Origin of the sequence: Arthrobacter sp. efr-133-R2A-120, from assembly GCF_030209835.1 — a bacterium.
Taxonomy (GTDB): Bacteria; Actinomycetota; Actinomycetes; order Actinomycetales; family Micrococcaceae; genus Arthrobacter.
Map to the genome: position 1 here is coordinate 1 of NZ_JARVRF010000045.1, position 24,793 is coordinate 24,793.

Sequence of the window (24,793 nt, forward strand, 5' to 3'; positions counted from 1 at the left end):
TCACCAACCTCGGCCAACCCTGCCCCAAACACCACCGCCTCAAACACCGCACCGCATGGACCCCCACCCCCGCCGGCAAAAACAGTCCACCCGGGTGGACCTCACCCTCACACCGGCACTACCCCAGCGAACACCAGGACTGGGAACCACCCCACTGGCCAGACCACCTACAGGTCACCGGCGAGCCCTGCCCGCGCCTCCTAGCAGCCCGACAACGCCCGCTGCGGCCGGGCCTGCCGGTAGAGGTACCTGCCGTGCTCTGCGAACCCGGCGCCCTCGTACAAGGCCTGGGCGCCGGCGTTCGAGGCCATCACCAGTAGCCAGAACTCCGACACGCCTCGGTGACTGCCAGCCGCAAGAAGGGCGTCAAGAACCTGCCGCCCCAAGCCGCGGCGGCGGTGCCTGGCCGTTGTCGCCATGCAATAGATGCCGCCCCTCCCCTCCACCAGGGCCAGGCGCCCGACGGCGGCCGGTGCGCCGTCGCTGTCCCTCACGAGGGCGTAGACCGAGGGGCAAGACTCCAGGATCGTCCGCGCGATCTCCAGCTCGGCGTCTCCCCCGCGCCCGTCGACCGACCACCACAGCCGGAGCCACTCTTCGGAAGGCTCTTCGGAGATCTCGACGTCGTTCGCCACGCCATCGCGCGGGGTACCGGGAAGGGCACCGTCCGGCCGGACCATGATGAGTGTCTCGGACTGCCGGGTGAATCGCTGCACATCAAGCACCGCGTTGAGGCCCGTGCTCCGCTCGTCGTCGAAGACCTGGAAGATCAGCGGCAGGCGCCGGGAGCGGTACCACTGCGTGGCGGCGCGGACTGCCGATTCGTGGTCTTCGGCCTGTTCCCTGGGCCAGACCGAGTTTGCCCGCTGCGTGACACCCCCGGCGGCCCGCATGACCCATCCCCCGGTGTCCTCACGGTCCGGGGCCGGCCACGCACGGTCCATCAGCTCCTCAATCAATGCAAGGCTCAACTCCTGCGCCACGCGTCCTCCTCAAATCAATCGCCGTCATGGTACGCCGGAGGCCCCCGCAATGTGCGAGGGCCTCCGGGGTGCTTCTGCGGTTTCCGGCTACTCGGGCTTGGCTGCCGGTGCTGCCTGCGCCTTGGCTTCAGGCTTGAAGTCGACTCCGGCTTCCTTGCGCTGCTGCGCCGTGATGGGCGCAGGAGCAGCGGTCAGGGGGTCGTAGCCGCCGCCCGACTTCGGGAAAGCGATGACATCGCGGATCGAGTCCACGCCGGCCAGCAGGGCCACGACGCGGTCCCAACCGAAGGCCATGCCGCCGTGAGGAGGTGCGCCGTACTTGAATCCCTCGAGCAGGAAGCCGAACTTGGTCTGCGCGTCTTCCTTGTCCAGGCCCATGAGCTCGAAAACGCGCTCCTGGACATCGGCCTCATGGATACGGATGGATCCGCCGCCGATTTCGTTGCCGTTGCACACGATGTCGTAGGCATAGGACAGGGCCGATTCCGGGTCCTTGTCAAAGGAGTCGAGGAACTCGGGCTTCGGGGAGGTGAAGGCGTGGTGCAGGGCCGTCCACTGTCCGCCACCCACCGCGACGTCACCGGAGGCGACAGCTGCGGCTGCGGGCTCGAACATCGGGGCGTCCACGATCCAGACGAAAGCCCAGTCCTTGGGATCGATCAGGCCGGTGCGGTGGCCGATCTCGACGCGGGCAGCACCCAGCAGGGCTCGGGACGGTGACTTCTCGCCGGCCGCGAAGAAGATGCAGTCGCCGGGCTTTGCGCCGACGGCGTCGGCCAGGCCCGCCCGCTCGGTGTCCGTGAGGTTCTTGGCAACGGGGCCCGTGAGCTCACCGTCTTCCTTGAACAGCACGTAGGCGAGACCCTTGGCGCCGCGCTGCTTGGCCCACTCCTGCCAGGCGTCCAGCGCGCGGCGGGCCTGCGAGGCTCCGCCGGGCATGACGACGGCGCCGACGTAAGGGGCCTTGAAGACACCGAAGTTCGTGTCCTTGAAGAACTCCGTCAATTCGGTGAGTTCCAGGCCGAAGCGCAGGTCCGGCTTGTCGGAGCCGTACTTGGCCATCGCCTCGTGGTAAGTCATGCGGCGGATCGGCGTCGGGATCTCGACGTCGATCAGCTGCCACAGTGCCTTGACTATGCCTTCGCCGAGCTCAATGATGTCGTCCTGGTCAACGAAGCTGGCTTCGATGTCGAGCTGGGTGAATTCCGGCTGGCGGTCCGCACGGAAGTCTTCGTCGCGGTAGCAACGGGCGATCTGGTAGTACTTTTCGAAACCGCCCACCTGGAGCAGCTGCTTGAAAAGCTGCGGCGACTGCGGAAGCGCGTACCAGGAACCCGGTGCCAGACGTGCCGGAACTACAAAGTCACGGGCGCCTTCCGGCGTCGAGCGCGTCAGCGTGGGAGTTTCGATCTCCACATAGCCCTGCTGGTGAAGCAACTCGCGGGCCACGCGGTTAGCCTCGGAGCGCAGGCGCATGTTCCGGGCGGGGCCGGGGCGGCGCAGGTCAAGGTAGCGGTGCTTGAGGCGGGCTTCCTCACCGACCTCCACGTGCTCGTCGATCTGGAACGGCAGGGGATCCGAGGTGTTGAGGATCACCACTTTCTCAGCGATGACCTCGATCTCACCGGTGGCGAGGTGCGGGTTTTCGTTGCCCTCGGGACGCTTGCTGACGGTGCCAACGATCTGCAGCACGTATTCATTGCGCAGCCCGTGGAAGACCTCTTCCTCGCGGACAACCACCTGGGCGACACCGGACGCGTCACGCAGATCGACGAAGGCCACGCCACCGTGATCTCGGCGGCGGCCTACCCAGCCTGCCAGGGTGACGGTCTGTCCAATGTGCTCGGAACGCAAGGATCCGAGGTCATGTGTGCGCAGCACAGCATTCCTTTCAACATGATTTTCAGGATCATGACAAAACGATCCCGTTCGAGTTTACCCGTATGAATGAAGCGTGGACCCACCAGGCCCGGTCTGCTCCCGGCTGACGTCTAAGGATTAAGGCCCTTGAGGCGCCGGTTCTTTCCTACCGCGTGGTGATGCGGACGTGGAGATCCTCGGGCGAGGGCTCCCAGCTGGCCGGATCCGCGTCGACTTGCTCTCCGGTGCGGATGTCCTTCACCTGGTGCTTGCCGTCGTCGTCCGTGAACCAGACGAAAGGAATGCCGCGTCGGTCGGCGAATTTGATCTGCTTGCCGAACTTCTCGGCCTTCGCCGCGACTTCGGTTGCGATCCCCCGTCCGCGCAGCTGGGCCGCGACATCCTGGGCAGCAGACCAGCTGTCGTCGTTGTTCAGCGCAACGAGCACTGCCGTGGGCACCGAGCGCGACGCCGTCGCGAATTCCTGGCTCAGGATGCGGGAGACGAGGCGGGTCACCCCGATCGAGAGGCCGACGCCGGGGAACTTGCGGTTGCCCTTGCTGGCAAGGGCGTCGTAGCGGCCCCCGGAGCAAATGGAACCGAGCTGCTCGTGTCCCACCAGGACGGTTTCGACGACCGTGCCGGTGTAGTAATCAAGGCCGCGGGCGATGCTGAGGTCGGCAACAACCTTGCCGGGGGCGCGCTGCACTGCAGCCTCAATGACTTGTTCCAGCTCGCTGAGGCCCTCTTCAAGAAGCTCATCCGAGACACCGAGCGCCCGCACCTGCGCCACGAAGGACGTGTCCTCGGTGCGGATGCTTGCAAGCTTCAAGGCGAGTGCTGCCTGCTCATCCGTGGCGCCAAGCTCGCTCCTGAGCAATTCGGCAACCTTCGCGTCGCCGATCTTCTCAAGCTTGTCGATGCTGCGAAGCACGCCCGCTGTGTCCGTGAGGCCGATACCGCGGTAGAAGCCCTCGGCCAACTTGCGGTTGTTGATACGCAGGCGGAAGTCCGGAATGGGAAGGGCGCTCAACGCTTCCGCAATGACGAGGGCAATCTCGACGTCGTAGCGGAACGGCAGTTCGCCGTCGCCCACGACGTCGATGTCTGCCTGCGTGAACTCGCGGGCGCGGCCTTCCTGGGGACGCTCACCCCGCCACACCTTCTGGATCTGGTAGCGACGGAACGGGAAGGCGAGATGGCCGGCGTTCTCGACAACGTAGCGGGCAAACGGCACCGTGAGGTCGAAGTGGAGGGCCAGGGCGTTTGGATCCGCCTTGTCCGACTTTCCGCCCTCGCCGGCGTCCTCGTCTTCCTGCAAGCGGCTGAGACCGTATACCTCTTTGTCGATCTCGCCCTTGCGGAGGAGTTGGCCGACTGTTTCCACAGCGCGGGTCTCGATGGAAGAGAAGCCATGGAGTTCGAACGTCTTGCGCAACGTGTCCAACACATGCAGTTCCACCAACCGCTCCTGGGGAAGCCACTCGGGGAATCCGGACAGGGAGGCGGTACGAGCCATGGTGGAAATTTCTCCTCAATGATTGCGCGGGCCGGACCTGGCGCCACGAACCACGGCCCGATTCGGCTCAGGTTAGGCGGGCGTCCAGCCAGTCATGCATAAACTATGTGCGGCAGCCAGTTTATGCTTTCGGCGCCTGCACATCTAATGCGGGCACCCGGGTTTGGCTTGCTTGCGATGGAAGCTTGTCCAGACAACCAGGAGGACTCTTGTCTACAAGGCCGCGGGACAACCGTGAAGCCAAACGGCGCATCAGGCAGATGGAAGCCAAGCGCGAGCTTCGGCGTGCACAGGGCAAGCGCCGCCGCCGGGACAATGTGATCGCCGTCGGTGTGGGTGCCGCCGCCCTGATTGCCGCCGTCGTACTCCAACTCACGGTGTTCAACTCGAACCCGAGCGAGTCGGAGTTCGCAGCGGCGCAGGCCGGACTCAGTTCGCCGTCGGCCTCCGCGAACCCCTCCGCTTCCGCCGCAGCGACAGGCTCGAATAGTGCCGGCATCCCCAAAGCGGATACCGCCGCGGGTAAGACGTTCACTGGCCAGCTCAGCCTCAACGGAGGGGCAGTCGGCGTCGAACTGGACGGCACAACAGCTCCCCAGGCAGCAGCCGTATTCAAATCCCTCACCGATGCGAGCTATTACAGCGGACTAAAGTGCCCTCGACTGACCACCGCCGACAACTTTTCGGTGCTGCAGTGCGGAGCCAAGGGAACGGACACCAGCGACGACCCCAACTTCCACTGGGGACCACTCGAGAACACCCCCGCCAACAACACCTACCCGGCCGGAACCATCGCCGTCGCGAGGACCGGCAACAACGCCTACGGCAATGGGCACCAATTCTTCATCGTGTACAAGGACACGGTCATTCCCCCGGATTCTGCCGGCGGGTACACGATTGTCGGCAAGGTGACGAGCGGGATGGACGTTGTGACGAAGATTGCCCAAGCGGGTATTAATCCGGGTAGCAGCGCCACCGACGGCGCCCCTGTGGCAGCTGTCACGATAGACTCATTTTCTCTGAAGTAACCAGCCCGGGCCATGGTCCACGGCGCATTACCTTAGTAATCCCTCCAAGCGAAAGACTTTTAGCGGTGACAGACAGTCAGAAATCCGACGAAACTGCAGTAGTGGCCAACGACGAAGAAACCCAGGCTCCCGTAGCTGAGCAAGCCGGCGTCGAGCCAACTGCCCCGGCAGAACCCGTGGCTGCCCCGGTAGCTGACGCGGCAGAGCCCGTAGCTGCCCCGGTAGCTGACGCGGCAGAGCCCGTAGCTGCCCCGGTAACGGATGCGGCAGAGCCCGCAGCTGACGCGGCAGAGCCCGCTGCCAAGCCTGCTTCTCCAACGCCACGCCCTGCGCCCTCGCATGCACCTTCTCCCGCCGCATTTGCTGCCCGGCCGAAAGCCGCAGCCAGCGTGATTCCGGCAGCGCCGGCCGCCCAGCCTACGGCTGTGTCCTTGGCGGAAGCCGCCAAGTGGGGGCGCGCCGAGGGTGACGGCCACGTCTTCCTGACCATCGACGGCGAAGAGCAGCCGGTGGGACAGTACCCGGGTGTGAGCACCGACGAGGCGCTGGCATACTTCGCCCGGAAGTACGACGACGTGGTCGCGCAGATCGTTTTGATGGAACACCGCGTGGAGTCCAAGGCCCCGGCCACGGACATGCAGAAGACGGTCGAGCACCTGCGCGAGCAACTGGCCGAGCGCAACATGGTGGGCGACATCCGCACTGCCGAAGCCCGACTCGACGCCTTGGCCGGACAGATTTCCGAATTGGAGAAGTCCGAGAAGGCCGCGCACGACGCCGCACGCTCCGCGGAGCTCGCGGCACGCGAGGCGATCGTTGCCGAAGCCGAATCCATCGCGTCCCAGGACCCATCCCAGGTCCAGTGGAAGACGTCGAGCGCCCGCATGAACGAACTCTTCGAGAGCTGGAAGACAGCCCAGAAGAACGGCATCCGGCTTGGACGAAGCAACGAGGACGCGCTGTGGAAGCGGTTCCGCTCGGCACGCACCGTCTTCGACCGCCACCGCCGCGCCTACTTCTCCCAGCTGGACAGCACCAACTCGGCCGCGAAGGTTGCCAAGGAACAACTGATCGTCGAGGCCGAAGCCCTCTCCAGTTCCACGGACTGGGGTTTCGCGGCCGGCGAATACCGCCGCCTCATGGACCAGTGGAAGGCTACGCCTCGCGCCAGCCGCAAGGACGACGACGCCCTCTGGCTCCGTTTCCGTGCCGCCCAGGACGTCTTCTTCAGCAACCGCCAGGCCGCCAACGATGAGATCGACCAGCAGTACACGGCCAACCTTTCCGTCAAGGAAGAGCTCATCGTCGAGGCCCAGGCCTTGCTGCCAATCACGGACCTCAATGCTGCCAAGAAGGCCCTGCAGTCCATCCGTGACCGTTGGGAAGAAGCCGGAAAGGTCCCCCGCGCCGACATGGGCCGGATCGAAGCCGGCCTGCGCAAGGTCGAGGACGCCGTCCGCGAAGCCGAAGAGGACAAGTGGCGCAGGAGCAACCCTGAAACCAAGGCGCGCACCAACAGTGCCTTGTCCCAGCTGGAGGCGGCCATCGCCGGCCTGAAGGAAGACCTGGAAAAGGCTGAAAAGGCCGGGGACCAGCGCCGCATCAAGAATGCCCGTGAGGCCCTTGAAGCCCGCGAGGCCTGGCTTGACCAGATCCAGCGCTCGGCCAGCGACCTCGCCTAGCAGTACAAGCCTGAACCAACAGGCCCCGTCCCGGTTATCCACATAACCGGGACGGGGCCTGTTCCCGTTGCGGTGGCCACGCGATGATTGCTGAATGGCCCCGAGATTACCGCCTTCGCAGCAACAGGACTTCCCTGCCCAGGAACTGTACGCGCCCAGCCCGCAGTTCACGTGGGCCGAGCTTCAATCAATGGCTGCGGACGGCGTGCTCACCCCGCTCTACGAGAAGAGCTTCACTCCTTCCGGGCTGGTTGTCACGCCGAGGCTCCGCGCCCGCGCGGCCGCGCTGGTGGTCCCGGATCGCATCCGCAGGAAGGTCATTGCGGGCCGCATGACGGCGGCCTGGATCTACGGTTGCGCGGATGCACCTGAAAGGCTCTCGCTCCTGGTCGATGCCAAACACCGTATATCGAGCGTGCGATCGGCCCGTGGCTGCATCCTGCACGAAGTGCGCTTGGGTCAACTGGACGTGGTCAGCATCGGCGGACTCCTCGTGACCAGTCCCCTTCGGACGGCCGTGGACGTGGCACTTCACGTCGAAGCGGACAGGGCCCTGCCCGCACTGAGAATGCTGTTGTCCCGGGATGAGCTGGGGGTCCGGCTGCGGCTCTTGACCCTCGCAGTGGAGGCGTCCGCGAGGGTCCCCCACAAGAAGGCCGCCTTGCGCAAGCTCGCCACGCTGGCTCAAACCGTTGACGCGATGCCGGCCGAGGCATTCCCCCCTGAGGCGGCCGCCTGAGTTGCTACCGTTCAGCTTCTCCTGCGATTGCCCGTGGTCCTGTAGACGTCGAAGACACCGTCGATCCTGCGCACGGCACTGAGCACATGGTGCAGGTACTTCGGGTCGCCCATTTCGAAGGCGAAGCGGGAGATGGCCACCCGGTCGCTCGACGTGTGCACGGAAGCGGCCAGGATGTTGACGTGGTTTTCAGACAGCACGCGGGTAACGTCGGAGAGCAGCGACTTCCGGTCCAGTGCTTCCACCTGGATCTCAACGAGGAAGACGCTGGATTGCGTCGGAGCCCATTCAACCTCGACGATCCGATCGGGCTGGTCCCGCAGATCGGAGACATTCGTACAGTCGGTGCGGTGTACCGACACACCCGAGCCCCGAGTCACGAACCCGAGGATCGGATCGGGCGGTACAGGCGTGCAGCAGCGCGCGAGCTTCACCCAGACATCCCCCACACCCCGGACAATGACGCCGGAATCCGAGTACCGGGTCTTCTGGAGTTGCGAGGGAATACTGACTTCGTCCAGGTCCTCATCGGGCGTCTCGTGGCCGCCAAGGTGCTCCATGAGCTTTTCCATGACGGATTGCGCCGAAGTATGCCCATCGCCCACACCGGCATACAGCCCGGAAATGTCGACGTAGTGGAATTCCTCCGCCACCGTGGACAGGGCGTCATGCGTCATGAGCCGTTGCAGCGGCAGGTTCTGCTTGCGCATGGCCCGGGTCAATTGGTCCTTGCCGCGCTCGATGGCCTCTTCGCGGCGTTCCTTGCTGAACCACTGCCGGATCTTGTTGCGGGCCCGGGCGCTCTTGACGAAATGCTGCCAGTCCTGGCTTGGTCCTGCGCCTTCGGCCTTGGAGGTGAAGATCTCCACCCAGTCGCCGTGATTGAGTTCGCTGTTGAGCGGAACCAGCTTGCCGTTGACGCGCGCACCGATGGTCCGGTGACCCACCTCGGTGTGGACCGCGTAGGCGAAGTCCACCGGCGTCGATCCTGCGGGAAGGGCCATGACTTCGCCCTTGGGGGTGAAGACGAACACCTCACGGGCATTGATCTCAAAACGCAGCGAGTCCAGGAACTCGCCGGGATCCGACGTTTCCTGCTGCCAGTCGACCAACGAACGCAACCAGCCCATGTCCCCGTCTTTGGGACTTCCCGGGCCTACGGCGGTCCGGTTGGGCTGGTCCTTGTACTTCCAGTGCGCCGCCACGCCATACTCGGCACGGCGGTGCATTTCGTGGGTACGGATCTGGATCTCGACGGGCTTGCCCCCGGGACCGATGACCGTGGTGTGCAAGGACTGGTACATGTTGAACTTCGGCATGGCGATGTAGTCCTTGAACCGCCCCGGAAGGGGGTTCCAGCGCGAATGCAAGGTGCCAAGAGCTGCATAACAGTCACGGACGGAGTCCACCAGGACGCGCACGCCCATGAGGTCGTTGATGTCGTCGAAGTCCTTGTCCCGGACAATCATCTTTTGGTAGATCGAGTAGTAATGCTTGGGGCGGCCAGTGATGGTGGCCTTGATGCGGGCAACGCGGAGGTCTTCGGCAATCTGGTTGCGGATAACGCTCAGGCTCTTCTCGCGCTCCGGAGTGCGGTCCCCCACCATCCGGACGATTTCTTCATACACCTTCGGATACAAGGCGGCGAAGGAAAGATCTTCGAGCTCCCATTTGATGGTGTTCATGCCGAGGCGGTGGGCCAGCGGCGCAAAGATCTCAAGCGTTTCACGCGCTTTGCGTGCGGATGATTCAGCGGAAACAAAACGCCAGGTGCGGGCATTGTGCAGCCGGTCCGCAAGCTTGATCATCAGCACCCGGATGTCCTTGGCCATGGCCACAACCATTTTGCGGACGGTCTCGGACTGTGCCGCCTCACCGAACTGGACTTTGTCCAGCTTGGTGACGCCGTCCACGAGCATCGCGACCTCCGGGCCGAAATCGCGCGTCAGGTCAGCGAGGGTGTAGGGCGTGTCCTCCACAGTGTCGTGCAAGAGGGCAGCGGCCAAGGTTGTGCCGGTGAGCCCCAGTTCGGCCAGGATCGTGGCCACTGCCACGGGGTGGGTGATGTACGGATCGCCGCTCTTCCGCTTCTGCCCCTGGTGGCTGCGCTCGGCTACGGTGAAGGCCCGCTGGATGAGATCGAGGTCTTCCTTGGGGTTGTTGGCCCTGACCGTCCGCAAGAGCGGTTCGAGGATGGGCGAATAGGTGCTCGCGCCCCGCCCAGTCAATTTCGCCAGCCTGGAGCGCGTCCGCTCGCGCCGTCCGGGGAACGTCGGGCGCACGCCCGGGCTGTCCACGGGCACACCATCCACGGTGCTGCCCGTAGCTGCAGTTGCGGTGCCGGCCACGCGGCTCAGGCCGTCCTCTCCGCCCGCCGGCAGCGCCGACGTCGTACGTTCCTCCACAAAAGCACCTCTCACGACTGACTTAATTCTCCCAGTCTATTCCCGCTGGTGACCTCTCCAAGAACCGGTACCCAGATGACGGAGCCGGGAATGCAAAGGGCCGGCCACCGCTTTTCAGCGGTGACCGGCCCTTCAACGGGAAACCAAGCTATACGGCGGCGGCTTCCGCGCTCGAACTGGCGGCTGCGGCGCGTCGGGTTGCCACCTTCTTGGCCTGCTTCTGCAGCTCGGGTTCGCTCTGGCGCAGCCACGCGTAGAGCGGAGCCGCGATGAAGATCGTCGCCGCGGTCCCGATCAGGATGCCGACGAACAACGCCAGCGACAGGTCGCGGAGCGTGCCGGCGCCAAGCAGTCCGGCACCGATGAAAAGAATCGCGGCGACGGGCAATACTGCCACCATCATGGTGTTGATAGAGCGCACCAGGGTCTGGTTGACGGCGAGGTTGACCTCTTCGGCAAAGGTACGCCGGCTGGAGGTGGCGATGTCCGAGGTGTTTTCACGGATCTTGTCGAAAACCACCACCGTGTCGTACAGGGAGTAGCTGAGGACCGTCAGGAAGCCGATGATGGCAGACGGTGTCACCTCGAAGTCGCTCAAGGAGTAGACACCGGCCGTGCTGAACATCGTGACCAGCATGCCGGCGAGGGCAGAGACCGACATCTTCCAGGTGCGGAAGTACAAAGCCATCAAGAGAGCGGCCAGGCCCACGAACACCGCGAGGCCGATCAAGGCCTGCTTGGTGACATCCTGCCCCCAGGTGGGGCCGATGAAGGTCGAGGTGACCTGGTTGTCGGTAACGCCATACGCCTTTGCAAGATCCGTTTTGATCTTGACGGTCTGGTCGTCGCTGAGTTTGTCGGTCTGGATACGCATGGTGTTGCCGGCGACGTTGGCGACGCGCGGAACCGCACCGGGTACGACGTCGTGGACCGCCTTTTCGCCTGGGGCGGACTCGGTGGTCTTCACATTGGACACCGTGAACTCGGAACCGCCCCGGAAGTCGATCCCGAGGTTGTAGCCGCCCTTGACCACCGGCAGGAGGATGGAGATCGCCACCGCCACAGCGGCGATGATGAACCAGATCTTCTTGCTGGACACGAAGTTGTAAGAGCGCTTGCCCGTGTAGAGCTCGTTGCCGAACTTTGCGAAGCTCGTGGTCATTACTTCTCCTCCTTGGTGCCGTTGGAAGAACCAGCCAGCTGAGCTTGCTTCTCGGCAAGCCGACGTTCGGCGATGGTCATGCGGCGCTCGGCTTCCGCGGCAGCACCGGTGTTGCGGGCGCGCACGACGGCGGGCTTCTCGGTCGGCGTGCGGAGCCTGCCGGCACCGCGGTACAGCGGCACGGCGCCCAGGCGCTCAGGGTCGAGCCCGGAGAAGCGGTGACCTTCGCCGAAGAACTTGGTCCGGGCCAGCACCTGGAGCGTCGGGTGCGTGAACATGAAGACGACCAGGAGGTCTGCCAACGCGGTGAGGCCAAGGGTGAAGGCAAAGCCGCGGACGTTTCCAACAGCGACGAAGTACAACACCAGGGCAGCGAGCAGGTTGACGGCCTTGGAGGCAAGGACCGTGCGCTTGGCGCGCTTCCAACCATTCGCGACGGCGGACACAAGGCCCTTGCCCTCACGAAGTTCGTCACGGATGCGTTCGAAGTACACGATGAAGGAGTCTGCTGTTTGGCCGATGGCCACGATGAGACCCGCAACACCGGCCAAGGACAGCCGGTAGTTTTCGGTCCAGCCCAGAATCGCGATGGCGAGGTACGTGAGTCCGCCGGCCACCACGAGGGAGAGGATGGTGACGAAGCCAAGGGCCCGGTACTGGAAGAGCGAATAGACCACCACGAGCAGGAGGCCGATCACACCGGCCAGCAGGCCAAGACGCAGCTGCTCGCCACCGAGGGTAGCGGAAATCTGCTCCTCGGACTGGATATCGAAGCTGATGGGCAAAGCACCGTAGCGAAGCTGGTCCGACAACGCCTGTGCGGACGCCTGCGTGAAGTTACCCGTGATCTGCGGCTTGCCATCGGTGATGACGGCGAGGGCGCGCGGCGCGGAGATGACTTGGTCATCCAGGACGATGGCGAACTGGGCCTTGGGGTCGTTGCCGCCCTGTGCCTGGGATGCCACGTAGAACTGGTTGAGCCTCTGCGTAACGTCCTTGAAGGTCTTGGTGGCGTTGGCGTCGAACGTGATCGTCACGCCCCACGCATTGGTGACCGAGCCCTGTGCGCCCTGGACGGGATCGAAGGAGGACGACACGATGTCCTGGCCCTTCACCTCGACCGGGCCAAGGATGTACTTGACGGCAGGAGTCGTGGCCGTTGCCGGCTCGCAAGTCACCAGCGGCTTGGCGGGATCCGATCGCGGTTGCTTGTCCTGGGCGGGATTGGCGCAGTCCAGGGCTTCGAAGGCCTTGTAGACGTCCGCTGTCACCCAGTTGCTGTCGCTGGCGTTGGTTGGCGCGGCCGTGGGCTTGGGCAGGCTTGCGTCCGGCGTCCGCGATGCCACGGGAACGGCCGCAGGGTCTCCCGTGGTGATCACCGGGCGGAAGTTCATGTCGGCAGATGCCTGGATCAGGGCACGGGTTTCCGAACTGGGCGTCCCGGGAAGGCTCACTACGACGTTACGGCCGGACTGGGTGGTGATTTCCGCTTCCGCAACGCCGGAGCTGTCAACGCGTTGGCGAATAATCGCAACGGCCTGGTTCAACTGTTCCTCGTTGATGCCGGTGGATCCTTCGACCTTGGGCGCGAGAATCATTTGCGTGCCGCCCTCAAGGTCAAGCGCGAGCTTTGGAGCCCAGCTTGCATGACCGGTGATGACGCCCCCACCGAGGACTGCTGTCAGTACAGCGAATATTGCGACAAGCCAGATCAGCACCCTGCGGGCTGCATTTTTGTGGCCGGTTCGTGCCATGTTCGATCTTCCTGTTGATGACGGAACAGCCGCCGACATGCACGGGTGAGCGCAGGCCGGCGGCGATTCATTGCCGTAGAACTATTCCCGCTTGTAGAGCGGGTACGGGCTAGTTGTCCTTCTTGCCCTCGTCATTGAGGCGCTTGAGGGTTTCCTCCGGGGTCTCCGCGGATGCCGACGCTTCGGCATCGGCGGCCGTCAGCGACGACGCGTCATCCGGAACGTCAACCGAGGCCTCCTCGGCGGGCTCAACGATCTTGGTAACGGCCTGGCGGTGCACCGTGGCGAGGTTGCCCGGAGACAGTTCAAGGACAACCTTGTTCTCAGCGTCGTCCATCGAGACGATGCGCCCGAACAGTCCGAAACTGGTCATGACGTCAACGCCGGGGGCGAACTGGGACTGCAGCTTGGCCTGCTGTTGCTGCGTCTTCTTGTTGCGGCGGAACATCATGAAGATGAAGACGCCGAGCATGGCGAACAGCAGGATTGTCATTGGATCCACAGGGAAGTTCCGTTCTTTACTTACGTTTTTGGTTTCACGGCCATGTCTGCCCGGTGGATCCGGCGGCCGTGGAGCTTTCGCCCACTTGGCCGCACAATGCTCCGACGTGCGGGCACAGAACCAAGGACTCGAACGTGCCGAGTGTCATACCAGTCTAGAGGGTTAAGCTGAAAGGATCGTGCTATCGGCCGGTGTCGATGCTTTCTGCCCCGTTTTCGCTGTCCTCGAACAACGCCAGCGGGTCCTGCCCGAACACTCCCGCCGGCACCGCATATCCAAGGTGCGTCCATGCTGACGCCATGGCGATCCTGCCGCGCGGCGTCCGCCCCAAAAGGCCTTCGCGCACCAGGTACGGCTCAGCGACCGTCTCGACGGTTTCCGGTTCTTCCCCGACGGCGATCGCAAGGGTGGAGAGCCCCACGGGACCACCGTTGAATTTGAGGATCAGCGCCTCCAGCACTGCGCGGTCCAAGCGGTCCAATCCACGCTGGTCCACCTCATACATGTCGAGCGCGGCGGAGGCGGCACGGGCATCGATCTGTTCGATGCCGTGGACCAAAGCCCAGTCCCGGACACGGCGCAGAAGCCGGTTGGCGATACGCGGAGTTCCGCGGGAACGGCCCGCGATCTCGCTGAACCCGGCCGAGTTGACCTTGAGATCAAGCAGTCCGGCCGAGCGGCGCAGAACCAGTTCGAGCTCCGCTACGGAATAGAACTCCAGGTGCCCGGTAAAACCAAAGCGGTCACGCAGCGGTCCGGGCAGCAGTCCGGCTCTCGTGGTTGCCCCGACGAGGGTGAAGGGCGGCAACTCAAGCGGAATGGCAGTTGCGCCCGCACCCTTGCCTACCACGATGTCCACCCGGAAATCTTCCATGGCCATGTACAGCATTTCCTCTGCGGGCCGGGACATCCGGTGGATTTCATCAAGGAAGAGCACTTCGCCTTCAGAAAGCGAGGAGAGGATGGCCGCGAGGTCTCCGGCGTGCTGGATGGCCGGGCCGCTGCTGATGCGCAAGGGAGCGTTCATCTCGGCCGCGATGATCATGGAGAGCGTGGTCTTGCCCAGCCCTGGAGGGCCCGAAAGCAGGACGTGGTCCGCGCTCCGACCACGCATCCTGGAGGCTTCCAGCACGAGCGAGAGTTGCTTGCGGACGCGGTGCTGGCCTACGAAGTCGTGCAGGTTCTTCGGGCGCAGCGCGGCCTCGATGACGCGCTCTTCGGGTTCCTCTCCCCCGGTAACGAGGGACGGTTCAGCCACGGCTGCCTACCCGGTTTCCGGCGCGGGCCCCGTCCTGCCCAAGCCAGCGCAGGGTTGCGCGCAGGATCTGGGCGACGTTGCCGGCGTCGGCAAGTTCCGGGGAATCGGCCATCGCTTTGTCGATGCTGCCGGCGGCGTCCTTCTCCGACCAGCCGAGGCTCGTCATGGCCGCGACCACCTGCGGCTTCCACACGGACTCGGCCGCGACGGCGGGGGCTGCCCCGGGCGCGGTGCCGTGAGGTACGAGTTTCCCCGCAAGCTCCAGGACGATCCTGCCTGCCACCTTCGGCCCGATACCGGGGACCTTGGTGAATGACTTGGCGTCACCTGAATGCGCGGCCACCCGGATCGCTTCGGGCTCATGGACGGCCAGGACCGCGAGGGCCAGCCGCGGCCCCACCCCGCTCACACTGAGCAGGACATCGAAGACTTCCCGTTCGTCATCGTTCGAGAAACCAAAGAGCGTCAGTGAGTCCTCCCGGACGATCAACGAAGTGAACAGCTTCGCTTCCTCGCCGACATGCAGGTGGCTGAGCGTTTGGGGCGTGGCGTAAACACTCATTCCGGCTCCGTTGAGATCGATGACGGCCGTGGAGAGACTGACGTGTGCCACGGTTCCGCGGAGAAAACTGATCAAGACCCGGCTCCTGAAGTACTGCCCCGTGCATGCTGCGCCGCGGGCTATCCGAACATATCTACGAATACCCTAGCAAGGGCCGCCGACAATTACCGGGCGCGGCGCGCTTTCGCCTCGGCTTCAGCCCACGCCCGCTGGGCGGGCGTCAATGCGCTGCTACCCGGTCCGGTGGTAGCAACCGCGGCACCGCTGCCGGCCCGCCACGCGTGGGTGACAGCGAGGGCCAACGCGTCCGCGGCGTCGGCCGGGCGCGGCGGAGCATCCAGCCGCAGGATTTTGGTGATGAGTTTCGTCACCGCTTCCTTGTTGGAGGTGCCGCTTCCCGTGACGGCGGCCTTGACCTCCGACGGCGTGTGGAGCGCCACCGGGATGCCGCGCCGCGCAGCGGCCGCGATGACCACGCCGGACGCCTGGGCGACGCCCATGACCGTACTGACGTTCAACTGGGAGAAAACCCGTTCGACCGCAAGGACGTCAGGTTTGTACAGGTCCAGCCATTCGTCGATGGCCTTGGCGATGACCAGCAGGCGCTGGTCCAATGATTGCTCCGGGGAGGTTCCCACGACGCAGACGGCCACCATGGTGGCGCGGCGGTTCCGTTCGACGTCGACCACTCCGATGCCGCAACGGGTGAGGCCCGGATCGACTCCCAATACGCGAAGAGTCAAGTCCGGGCCTCCCTGTTTGTTGTCAGGCTATGTCGCAAAAGGCACTACTCGGCTTCGAGCGCAGCCTGGACTTCCTCGCTCATGTCCGCGTTGGTGTACACGTTCTGGACGTCGTCGAGATCCTCGAGGGCGTCGACGAGCTTCATGAACTTCTTGGCGCCGTCGAGGTCCAGCGGCACCTGCATGGACGGGACGAATTCAGCTTCGTCCGTCTCGTATTCGATGCCGGCTTCCTTGAGGGCTTCGCGGATTGCGGGGAGATCGGTGGGCTCCGAGTGGATTTCCCAGGTGTCGCCGTTGTCCTTGACTTCCTCGGCGCCGGCGTCGAGGACAGCCATCAGGATGTCGTCTTCGCTGAGCCCGTTCTTGGGCAGGTTGACGACGCCCTTGCGGGTGAAGAGGTAGCTCACGGAGCCGGGGTCGGCAATGGTGCCGCCGTTGCGGGAGATGGCGAGGCGGACCTCGGAAGCGGCACGGTTCTTGTTGTCCGTGAGGCACTCGATCAGAAGGGCGGAACCCTGCGGACCGCGAGCTTCATACATGATCTCCGTGTAATCGACCACTTCGCCGGTCAGGCCGGCTCCGCGCTTGATGGCGCGGTCGATGTTGTCAGCGGGGACCGAGGTCTTCTTGGCTTTGGTGACAGCCAGTTCGAGGCTCGGGTTGCCGGCGAGGTCCGGTCCGCCCATGCGGGCCGCGACTTCGATGTTCTTGATCAGTTTGGCGAACGACTTGGCCCGGCGGCTATCGAGGATGGCCTTCTTGTGCTTGGTCGTCGCCCATTTGGAGTGGCCTGACATGCTTTAAACTTCCCCTCTGATCATTCGAATAAACAGTTCATGCACGCGCTTCTCCCCAGTCACTTCCGGGTGGAAGGAGGTGGCCAGCAACCGACCTGAGCGCACTGCAACAATTCTAGCCAACCCATGCAAAGTGTCCGTGTGGGTGGCTTTCCCCGGTTCCACCTGGGCAAGGATCTCGACGCCGGGACCGACCCGTTCCACCCACGGTCCGCGGATGAAGACGGCGTGGACTGGGTCGACGCCGGACTCGCCCGCACTGAACTCGAGGCCTTTGAAGTCAAGGTCGGTTTCGAACGACTCGCGCTGCCGGCCGAAGGCGTTGCGGCGCACCGTGATGTCCAATCCACCGAAAGTCTGTTGCGGATTCCCGGCCAGGTCCGTGGCGGGATCGGCGATGTCGTCCGCGAGCAGGATCATGCCGGCGCAGGATCCATAGACCGGCAGCCCGGACGCGATCTGCTTGCGGATGGGATCGGCGAGTTCGAAGATGCGCGCCAGCTTGTCGATGGTGGTGGACTCGCCGCCCGGAATGATGAGGCCGTCAATGTCGTCGAGTTCCGCCGGACGCCGGATGCCGAGGCCGGTGGCACCGGCCGCTTCGACGGCGTGGATGTGCTCACGAAAATCGCCTTGTAGGGCGAGGACGCCGATGCGCAGGCCCGAGCCCACGCTTGATGACGCCTCGGAAGGGGGATTGGTCATTCGACCATCATAATGCGCCGCCACCGCCGGGCTCGCCCTGCAACCCCATGGCAGCTTTGCGGCACGTGGTTTATGCACCAACTGGGATATATTACAGAGCATGTTTTCGTTCACCGTTCCGCTCGGCAAGCTGGTCCGTGCTGTGTCCCGGCTTCGCGGCGGGGGTTCGGCTTTGCCTGGCCTCGTGGTCGAGAAGATCGACCCCGGCTTCATGCAGAGGACCCTGTCCTCGCTCCCCCACGGCGTGGCTGTGGTGAGCGGAACCAACGGCAAGACGACCACCACCAAAATGGTGGTGGAGCTCCTCGAAAGCCAAGGCCTTAAGGTCTTCACCAACCGCACGGGCAGCAACTTCACCCGAGGCGTGGCAGCTGCCCTTCTTGGTGAGGTGGACTGGCGCGGCAGGCTGGACGCCGACGTCGCGGTATTGGAACTCGACGAGGCGCATGCCGTGCATTTCGTGAACAAGGTCCCGCCGCGCTATTGCCTTCTCCTCAACGTCCTGCGCGACCAACTGGACCGTTTCGGCGAAATCGACACCACCGCGCTGCTCCTCCAGCGCATTGCTGAGCGCACCACCGGGACCGTGGTCCTGAACCGCGAGGATCCCCGGGTCGCGCGCATCGCGGGAGCCGTGAGCGACCCCGAAGTGCTCTACTTCGGATTGGACGAATCACTCCGGAGCACCTTCCCGAACGACGACGACATGCGGGCCGCGGCTCCGGAAACCAGCCCCCGCGGTGAGGTCCCTGCATCCCCGGCGGCCGACGTCGTGCTCCGCCGGGTTGGTACGGACGACGCCGACTTCGAGTTCGACGGAACCCGTGTGTCCACGCACATGAAACTCCGCGGCGTCTACAACATCTTCAACGCCGCCGCCGCGCTGGTGCTGGCCAGGAGCATCACCGGGGCAAGCGGACGGCCCGGCGATGCCGCCAAGCTGGTCAAGGCGCTCTCCGAGGTGGCTCCGGCATTTGGCCGCGGCGAGAGCCTGACGGTGGATGGCCAGCCCCTTGAGTTGGTGCTGGTAAAGAACCCGAGCGGTTTCCGCCTGGGCCTGAAGTCATTCCCGGCGAAGGGCTACGCGTCCATGATCGCCATCAACGACAACTATGCCGACGGCCGTGATATGTCGTGGCTCTGGGACGTTGAATTCGAATCCCTGCGCGAGGACGGCGTCGAGGTCCTCAGCGGTGTCCGTGCGTACGACATGGCCCTGCGCCTCCAGTACGACGAGGTCCGCTTCGGCTCCGTGGACACGGACATCCCTGCGGCCTTGGCTGAATTCATCCGGGGGTCGGCGGGCAAGCCGAAACGCGTGTTCTGCACTTACACCGCGATGTTGGCCATCCGGCGTGAACTCTCCAAAATCACCACAGTAGAGGTGGTCTCATGACCCCGGCCGACGACACCACCCTCCACGCCAGCAAGGGCACCATCCGGGTCCTGCAGCTGTACCCCCGCGACATGAACATCTACGGGGACTGGGGAAACGCACTCGTCTTGAGGCAGCGCTTGCTCTGGCACGGATATACGCCCGAACTCCTTGAATACAACGTGGGCGACGACTTCCCCGAAGATGTCGATCTCATTGTGGGCGGTGGCGGACAGGACAGTGGCCAGGTCGTCATCCAGGACGATCTCCAGGCACGCGGCGAGCAGCTCCGCGGGATGGCCGAGGACGGAACGCCCATGCTGGTTATCTGCGGGCTCTACCAGCTTTTCGGCAAGTTCTTCAAGACGAAGAGCGGCCCTGTTATCCCCGGTATCGGCATCCTTGACGTCGAGACCGTCGGTACCGACGAACGCCTCATCGGAAACGTCACCCTCACCTCGCCCGAGTTCGGCGAAATCATGGGCTACGAAAACCACAGCGGACAGACCTCCCTGGGCCCCGGCGTCGAGCCCCTCGGCACCGTGTCCAAAGGTGCCGGCAACAACAGCAAAGACAACCATGAGGGGGCCAGGCACCGGAATGTTGTTGCCAGCTACCTCCACGGTTCCCTGCTGCCCAAGAATCCTGCCATCGCCGATTTCCTGATCCGGACCGCCGTCGAACGCAAGTACGGTACTTTCGTCCCCGGAACGCCCGACGACGACTTTGCCCGCCTCGCGCGCGAACACGCGGCACGGCGGCCGCGCTAACACGGGAAAACCGTTGTGGGCGGGGGCCCTGCATGAAAGGGTTGCTTCATGACGAACCCTCTCTTGGAGCCGAGTACCCTTCCCTACGGATTGCCGCCCTTCGCAACAATCCACGACAGCCACTACGCCGAAGCCGTAGACGCGGGGCTCGCTGAGCACCTGGCCGAGATCCAATCCATCGTGGACAATCCCGAGCCCGCTTCCTTCGAAAACACGGCGGTTGCGATGGAACGCTCAGGACGCCTGCTGGAGCGGGCAGCGGCATCCTTCTTCACATTGGTTTCCGCCGACGCCTCGGAGGCCATCCGCGAACTCGAAACCGAGCTGTCTCCCCGCTTCGCGAGCCATCAGGACGCGGTCTATCTCAACCGCGGACTGTACGAGCGATTCGCGGCCGTAGACACCTCAGGACTCGATGACGAATCCATCCGGCTGGTGCAGGAGTACCTCCGCGAATTCCGCCAATCGGGCATCCAGCTTGATCCAGATGACCAGGAAACGCTCAAGAGCCTCAACGCCGAACTGTCCCGTCTGGGAACGGAGTACGGGCAACGCGTCAAGGAAGCCATGAAGGCCGCCGCCCTTGTGGTGGATGACGCCACGGAACTTGCCGGCCTGCCGGCGGACGAGATCGCCAGTGCCGCCGAGGCAGCACGCACCGCTGGACACGAGGGGAAATACCTCCTGACCCTCATACAGCCGAGCAACCAGCCTGCTTTGGCTTCTCTGCAGGACCGCGAGCTCCGCCGTCGCCTCTATGAGGCATCCCTTGCGAGGGGCAGCGACGGCGGCAGCCTGGACGTCCTGGAGCTGGCGAAGGCGATGGTGCGTCTGAGGGCAGAGAAGGCGACACTTCTCGGGTTCGGCAACTACGCCGAACTGGTCATGGACCGCCAGACCGCCCCCGATTTCGCGGCCGTTCAGGCGATGCTCAACCGGCTCGCTCCTGCGGCCATCCGCAACGCCAACGCCGAAGCGGGCGCCTTGGCGCAGAGCGCAGGCCACCCGCTGGAAGCCTGGGACTGGGCATACTACTCCTCGAAGGTCCGCCGGGAGCGGTACGAGGTGGACGAACAGCTGCTACGGCCCTATTTCGAATTGGATCGGGTACTGGTGGACGGAGTGTTCTTCGCAGCCACGAGCCTCTTCGGTATTACGTTCCACGAGCGGGAAGACCTTGAGGGGTACCACCCCGACGTCCGGGTCTGGGAGGTGCGAAACGAGGACGGCTCCGAGCTTGGCCTCTTCCTTGGCGACTACTACGCTAGGGACTCCAAGCGCGGCGGCGCCTGGATGAACTCGCTCGTCGAGCAGTCAGCATTGCTGGGTACCAAGCCGGTTGTGATCAACAACCTGAATATCTCCAAACCGCCGGCCGGAGAACCCACCCTGCTTACCCTGGACGAGGTCCGGACCACGTTCCACGAGTTCGGCCATGCCTTACACGGACTCTTCTCCAACGTCATGTATCCACGGTTTTCCGGAACATCGGTCCCCCGGGACTTCGTGGAGTATCCGTCTCAGGTCAACGAGATGTGGATCATGTGGCCCGAGATTATCGGCAACTACGCCCGGCACTATGCCACCGGGGAACCGCTCCCCCAGGACATCATTGACCGCCTCAACGAGTCCAAGCTCTGGGGCGAAGGTTTTGCCACCACGGAATACCTCAGGGCGGCCCTGTTGGACCTGGCCTGGCACGTGCTGGACGTCGACGGCGTTCCTCAGGACGCGCAGGACTTCGAAGCCAAGGCATTGGCTTCGGCCGGTGTGGCGCACTCCCTCATACCGCCCCGGTACCGCACAGGGTACTTCCAGCACATCTTCGCCGGGGACTTCTACGCGGCGGGGTACTACTCCTACATCTGGAGTGAAGTGCTCGACGCGGAAACTGTCGACTGGTTCACGGAAAACGCCGGACTACTGCGCAAGAACGGCGAACGATTCCGCTCGGAGCTGCTCTCCCGAGGCAACAGCCGGGATCCACTGGAATCGTTCCGCACGCTCCGCGGCCGCGACGCCGCCCTGGAGCCCCTCCTCAAGCGCCGCGGCCTCGAATAGCTGCTGGGCCGACCCAACTAGCTAGCAGTTGTTGTCGTTATGGAGCCTCATAACGACAACAACTGCGAGTCAGTTGGGTTAACGGACGACGCCGGCCGGTCACCGAAGAAGGTGACCGACCGGCGTCGTACTTAGCGGGAGAGCGAGGCGGGCACTGATCCGGCAGCCTGTTTGACTGCTTCTCCACAAACTCGGCCGAGGGGCCGGACGGTGTGATCCGGCAGCGTGCGTAAAAGGGCCCCCGCCCCTCGCCGCCGCAAAGCCGCGGCAGCGAAACGCGGGGAATAGCACGCCGAGGATCAGCGCCGCCCGGCGCGCCAACAGAGCGCCAGGCAGAACAGCGCCGTCAGGCGCTAATTACCAGCCGCGCTCGGCGAGGCGGTGAGGCTCCGGGATTTCCTCGACGTTGATGCCCACCATGGCTTCGCCCAGGCCGCGGGAGACCTTGGCGATGACGTCGGGGTCATCGAAGAAGGTGGTGGCCTTCACGACGGCGGCGGCACGCTGGGCCGGGTTGCCGGACTTGAAGATGCCCGAACCGACGAACACGCCGTCCGCACCGAGCTGCATCATCATGGCAGCGTCGGCCGGGGTGGCGATGCCGCCGGCGGTGAACAGCACCACGGGAAGCTTGCCGGTGGCGGCGATTTCCTTGACGAGCTCGTACGGGGCCTGCAGTTCCTTGGCCGCAACGTACAGCTCGTCCTCGGGCAGCGTCGACAGGCGCAGGATCTCGGCGCGGATCTGGCGCATGTGCGTGGTGGCATTGGAGACGTCCCCGGTGCCGGCCTCGCCCTTGGAGCGGATCATGGCCGCGCCCTCGTTGATGCGGCGCAGCGCCTCGCCCAGGTTGGTGGCACCGCAGACGAAGGGAACGGTGAAGTTCCACTTGTCGATGTGGTGGGTGTAGTCGGCCGGCGTCAGGACCTCGGACTCGTCGATGTAGTCAACACCGAGGGACTGCAGGACCTGTGCCTCGACGAAGTGGCCGATGCGGGCCTTGGCCATGACGGGGATGGACACGGCGGCGATGATCGCATCGATCATGTCCGGGTCCGACATGCGGGACACGCCGCCCTGGGCGCGGATGTCGGCGGGAACGCGCTCGAGCGCCATCACGGCCACGGCACCGGCATCTTCGGCGATGCGGGCCTGCTCGACGTTGACGACGTCCATGATGACGCCGCCCTTGAGCATCTCGGCCATGCCGCGCTTGACGCGGCTGCTGCCCGTAACGCTGGCTGCGGACGAACCGGCTTCGTTGCTTACATCAGGTGTAGACACAAAAACCCCTATGGGTAGATAGAAGACCTTGGCCGGGGCGCAGGCGGACAGAGGCCACACACAGCGCACACCGGATTTCCAGGTCACATTGACCAAGTAACTTCAATACTAGTCCCCTGCGCTGTGCCCGTCGTACTTGATTACCGGAGCCGGGCCACGCAGTTCCGCCCGCACCGGCAGGCGCCGCAAACCGGGTGATATGGGTCCGCGTGTCGCGAAACTTCAGATGGCCATTGACGGCGCCAGATTGGTCGCCGGATCGAAATTGTACGCTCGTCGCTTGGTTGCGGGAATGCTCGTCCTACCTTTACTCCAAGTGATTGCCCCGACAGCCCCAGGCACCCGTCACCGCCGGCCCGGCCGCTGACGCGATCCGGATTCATTGGGATCTAAGCACCTGATTTTTGGGACCAGTTTTCCTTGTTTCGCTTTTCGCGACGCCGAAGGGCTGTGCGGGAGCCTTAAATGTCAGACCCCCGTGACAGGGTTTAGTCATGGAAGGCATCGGTCAACTCGTGGCACGTCGGGCAGGCCTGCCCGACGGCGGGATCGCGGCGCCGGGACGCCTGTCCCGCCACCTGAAGCCCGTCGATGCCCGCCACGCCCAGTTCCAAATTCCTTCCCAGCTCCAAAACTCTTCCCAGTTCCAGATCCCTTCCCAGTTCCAAAACCCGGCCGCCGCCGCACCGTCCCCCGCGGGTGGCCTTGACCTGGCGGTGGCGGCGATGGATGCGCTGCGCGCAACCGCTCTCCCCGACGCCCGCTCGTTCACTTTCCCCGATGCCGCGGATTTCGCCGGCAAGGTCGAAGAGATCTCACGGACGGTGGAGTTCTTGCAGCTCGTCGCCGCCCAGGCCGTGGAACGGACACGCAGCGAAGCCCAGGCGGCACGGCAGCCATCCGCGGCCCCGGGGTGGAGGACCGGCTGGACCGAACCCACGGCAACCGCGGCCGGCACGGCAATTCCGGCAGACACGGCAACCGCGCCCGCCCCGGAAGGCCCCGCGACCAGCCTCACCGAAGCCGCGGACGTCCCGGTGCAGGCTTCTGCCGCCAACCTGGCCGAAGCAGCCGACCCGGCCGACGACGGTTACCGGAACGCGGCCGAATTCCTGCGGGCCAGGCTGCGGATCGGCATCGGCGAGGCCAGGCGCCGGCTCACCCTGGCCTCCGGAGTGCTCCCCCGGACAGGGATCACCGGACAGGACGTACCCGCACGCCACGAAGTCCTCGCCGCGGCCCTTTCCACCGCAGCCGTGCCGTCCCGATCGGCCACCATCATCAGCACGGCCCTGGACCAGGTACGACACCTCGCCGATCAGGAAACCACCCTGCAGATGGAGCACTCACTCACCCGAACCGCCGTGCGGAGCGACCCCGATTTCGTGAACCGGATGGCCAAGCGCTGGGTCGACGCCATCGACCAGGACGGAACCGAACCCGGCGAGGAAGAACTCCGCCACCGCCAAGGAGCGTTCATCCGCAAACCCCGCCGCGGCCTGCACCACCTGGAAATCTTCGCCACCGCCGAACAATTCGAAACCCTCGCCACCGCCATGAACACCGCCACCAACCCCCGCCTCCAGCACCACACAGACGAC

General features: G+C 64.5%; 20 protein-coding genes and 1 pseudogene. 8 read left to right on the plus strand and 13 right to left on the minus strand.

The window, feature by feature from the left end:
- Window positions 1-320 (plus strand): annotated as a pseudogene (locus QRN52_RS24025) (hypothetical protein); the annotation flags it as partial.
- On the opposite strand, the gene QRN52_RS18740 reads toward QRN52_RS24025, so the two are convergent.
- The 3 genes from QRN52_RS18740 to hisS form a co-directional block, all read right to left on the minus strand.
- Window positions 201-944 (minus strand): GNAT family N-acetyltransferase, encoded by a 744-nt coding sequence (locus tag QRN52_RS18740; protein WP_284754950.1) that lies wholly within the window; start codon window positions 942-944, stop codon window positions 201-203. The pseudogene QRN52_RS24025 and the gene QRN52_RS18740 overlap by 120 nt on opposite strands.
- Before the next feature lie 126 nt (window positions 945-1,070).
- Complete coding sequence (aspS, locus tag QRN52_RS18745) at window positions 1,071-2,864, minus strand: aspartate--tRNA ligase (RefSeq protein WP_284754924.1); 1,794 nt, start codon at window positions 2,862-2,864, stop codon at window positions 1,071-1,073.
- A gap of 145 nt (window positions 2,865-3,009) precedes the next feature.
- On the minus strand, window positions 3,010-4,362 hold the full coding sequence (gene hisS, locus QRN52_RS18750; protein ID WP_284754925.1) for a histidine--tRNA ligase: 1,353 nt from the start codon (window positions 4,360-4,362) through the stop codon (window positions 3,010-3,012).
- 260 nt (window positions 4,363-4,622) lie between these two features.
- On the opposite strand from hisS, the gene QRN52_RS18755 reads away from it, so the two are divergent.
- The 3 genes from QRN52_RS18755 to QRN52_RS18765 all read left to right on the plus strand — a co-directional run bounded on the left by QRN52_RS18755 (window position 4,623) and on the right by QRN52_RS18765 (window position 7,811).
- Window positions 4,623-5,390: a peptidylprolyl isomerase gene (locus QRN52_RS18755; protein ID WP_390277924.1), complete on the plus strand. Its 768-nt coding sequence runs from the start codon at window positions 4,623-4,625 to the stop codon at window positions 5,388-5,390.
- A 65-nt stretch (window positions 5,391-5,455) separates the two neighbouring features.
- Window positions 5,456-7,072: a DUF349 domain-containing protein gene (locus QRN52_RS18760; RefSeq protein WP_284754929.1), complete on the plus strand. Its 1,617-nt coding sequence runs from the start codon at window positions 5,456-5,458 to the stop codon at window positions 7,070-7,072.
- A gap of 94 nt (window positions 7,073-7,166) precedes the next feature.
- Window positions 7,167-7,811, plus strand: a complete 645-nt coding sequence (locus tag QRN52_RS18765; RefSeq protein WP_284754931.1) for a type IV toxin-antitoxin system AbiEi family antitoxin — start codon at window positions 7,167-7,169, stop codon at window positions 7,809-7,811.
- An 11-nt stretch (window positions 7,812-7,822) separates the two neighbouring features.
- Here the strand turns inward: QRN52_RS18765 and QRN52_RS18770 are convergent, their stop codons facing one another.
- From QRN52_RS18770 to pdxT, 9 genes are all read right to left on the minus strand, one after another.
- Entirely contained in the window at window positions 7,823-10,216 is a 2,394-nt protein-coding gene (locus QRN52_RS18770; RefSeq protein WP_284754951.1) for a RelA/SpoT family protein, read from the minus strand.
- A 148-nt stretch (window positions 10,217-10,364) separates the two neighbouring features.
- The gene (gene secF / locus QRN52_RS18775) at window positions 10,365-11,378 is read right to left on the minus strand and encodes a protein translocase subunit SecF (RefSeq protein WP_284754933.1); all 1,014 of its coding nucleotides are present in this window, start codon (window positions 11,376-11,378) and stop codon (window positions 10,365-10,367) included.
- The gene (gene secD / locus QRN52_RS18780; protein ID WP_284754934.1) at window positions 11,378-13,132 is read right to left on the minus strand and encodes a protein translocase subunit SecD; all 1,755 of its coding nucleotides are present in this window, start codon (window positions 13,130-13,132) and stop codon (window positions 11,378-11,380) included. The genes secF and secD overlap by 1 nt, the downstream gene beginning before the upstream one ends.
- A gap of 109 nt (window positions 13,133-13,241) precedes the next feature.
- Window positions 13,242-13,625, minus strand: a complete 384-nt coding sequence (gene yajC / locus QRN52_RS18785; protein ID WP_284754953.1) for a preprotein translocase subunit YajC — start codon at window positions 13,623-13,625, stop codon at window positions 13,242-13,244.
- Window positions 13,626-13,815: 190 nt separating this feature from the next.
- On the minus strand, window positions 13,816-14,892 hold the full coding sequence (gene ruvB / locus QRN52_RS18790) for a Holliday junction branch migration DNA helicase RuvB (protein WP_284754936.1): 1,077 nt from the start codon (window positions 14,890-14,892) through the stop codon (window positions 13,816-13,818).
- Window positions 14,885-15,529: a Holliday junction branch migration protein RuvA gene (gene ruvA, locus QRN52_RS18795; RefSeq protein ID WP_284754937.1), complete on the minus strand. Its 645-nt coding sequence runs from the start codon at window positions 15,527-15,529 to the stop codon at window positions 14,885-14,887. The genes ruvB and ruvA overlap by 8 nt, the downstream gene beginning before the upstream one ends.
- Window positions 15,530-15,618: 89 nt before the next feature.
- Window positions 15,619-16,197: a crossover junction endodeoxyribonuclease RuvC gene (gene ruvC, locus QRN52_RS18800; protein WP_078108969.1), complete on the minus strand. Its 579-nt coding sequence runs from the start codon at window positions 16,195-16,197 to the stop codon at window positions 15,619-15,621.
- Between the two features lie 44 nt (window positions 16,198-16,241).
- Window positions 16,242-16,997 (minus strand): YebC/PmpR family DNA-binding transcriptional regulator, encoded by a 756-nt coding sequence (locus tag QRN52_RS18805; RefSeq protein ID WP_284754939.1) that lies wholly within the window; start codon window positions 16,995-16,997, stop codon window positions 16,242-16,244.
- Between the two features lie 3 nt (window positions 16,998-17,000).
- Window positions 17,001-17,702, minus strand: a complete 702-nt coding sequence (gene pdxT / locus QRN52_RS18810; protein ID WP_284754941.1) for a pyridoxal 5'-phosphate synthase glutaminase subunit PdxT — start codon at window positions 17,700-17,702, stop codon at window positions 17,001-17,003.
- Window positions 17,703-17,802: 100 nt separating this feature from the next.
- Here pdxT and QRN52_RS18815 point away from each other — a divergent pair, with 100 nt between their 5' ends.
- Genes QRN52_RS18815 through QRN52_RS18825 form a run of 3 tightly spaced genes read left to right on the plus strand, consistent with a single transcriptional unit; the run spans window position 17,803 to window position 21,908 of the window.
- Window positions 17,803-19,098 (plus strand): Mur ligase family protein, encoded by a 1,296-nt coding sequence (locus tag QRN52_RS18815; protein WP_284754942.1) that lies wholly within the window; start codon window positions 17,803-17,805, stop codon window positions 19,096-19,098.
- On the plus strand, window positions 19,095-19,847 hold the full coding sequence (locus QRN52_RS18820; RefSeq protein WP_284754944.1) for a type 1 glutamine amidotransferase: 753 nt from the start codon (window positions 19,095-19,097) through the stop codon (window positions 19,845-19,847). Before QRN52_RS18815 ends, QRN52_RS18820 begins: the two co-directional genes overlap by 4 nt.
- A gap of 48 nt (window positions 19,848-19,895) precedes the next feature.
- Window positions 19,896-21,908 (plus strand): M3 family metallopeptidase, encoded by a 2,013-nt coding sequence (locus tag QRN52_RS18825; protein WP_284754946.1) that lies wholly within the window; start codon window positions 19,896-19,898, stop codon window positions 21,906-21,908.
- 357 nt (window positions 21,909-22,265) lie between these two features.
- Here the strand turns inward: QRN52_RS18825 and pdxS are convergent, their stop codons facing one another.
- On the minus strand, window positions 22,266-23,192 hold the full coding sequence (gene pdxS, locus QRN52_RS18830; protein ID WP_269998691.1) for a pyridoxal 5'-phosphate synthase lyase subunit PdxS: 927 nt from the start codon (window positions 23,190-23,192) through the stop codon (window positions 22,266-22,268).
- 494 nt (window positions 23,193-23,686) lie between these two features.
- Between pdxS and QRN52_RS18835 the strand changes: the two genes are divergently transcribed.
- The coding region (locus QRN52_RS18835) for a DUF222 domain-containing protein (protein ID WP_284754948.1) at window positions 23,687-24,793 on the plus strand (1,107 nt) is incomplete at its 3' end.

Coding starts and splice junctions, on each gene's coding strand:
- QRN52_RS18740 (WP_284754950.1), bottom strand. CDS start 944: ATGGACCGTGCGTGGCCGGCCCCGGACCGTGAGGACACCGGGGGATGG.
- hisS (WP_284754925.1), bottom strand. CDS start 4,362: ATGGCTCGTACCGCCTCCCTGTCCGGATTCCCCGAGTGGCTTCCCCAG.
- QRN52_RS18765 (WP_284754931.1), top strand. CDS start 7,167: ATGGCCCCGAGATTACCGCCTTCGCAGCAACAGGACTTCCCTGCCCAG.
- yajC (WP_284754953.1), bottom strand. CDS start 13,625: ATGACAATCCTGCTGTTCGCCATGCTCGGCGTCTTCATCTTCATGATG.
- secD (WP_284754934.1), bottom strand. CDS start 13,132: ATGGCACGAACCGGCCACAAAAATGCAGCCCGCAGGGTGCTGATCTGG.
- QRN52_RS18805 (WP_284754939.1), bottom strand. CDS start 16,997: ATGTCAGGCCACTCCAAATGGGCGACGACCAAGCACAAGAAGGCCATC.
- secF (WP_284754933.1), bottom strand. CDS start 11,378: ATGACCACGAGCTTCGCAAAGTTCGGCAACGAGCTCTACACGGGCAAG.
- QRN52_RS18755 (WP_390277924.1), top strand. CDS start 4,623: ATGGAAGCCAAGCGCGAGCTTCGGCGTGCACAGGGCAAGCGCCGCCGC.
- QRN52_RS18820 (WP_284754944.1), top strand. CDS start 19,095: ATGACCCCGGCCGACGACACCACCCTCCACGCCAGCAAGGGCACCATC.
- QRN52_RS18815 (WP_284754942.1), top strand. CDS start 17,803: ATGTTTTCGTTCACCGTTCCGCTCGGCAAGCTGGTCCGTGCTGTGTCC.
- QRN52_RS18825 (WP_284754946.1), top strand. CDS start 19,896: ATGACGAACCCTCTCTTGGAGCCGAGTACCCTTCCCTACGGATTGCCG.
- pdxT (WP_284754941.1), bottom strand. CDS start 17,702: ATGACCAATCCCCCTTCCGAGGCGTCATCAAGCGTGGGCTCGGGCCTG.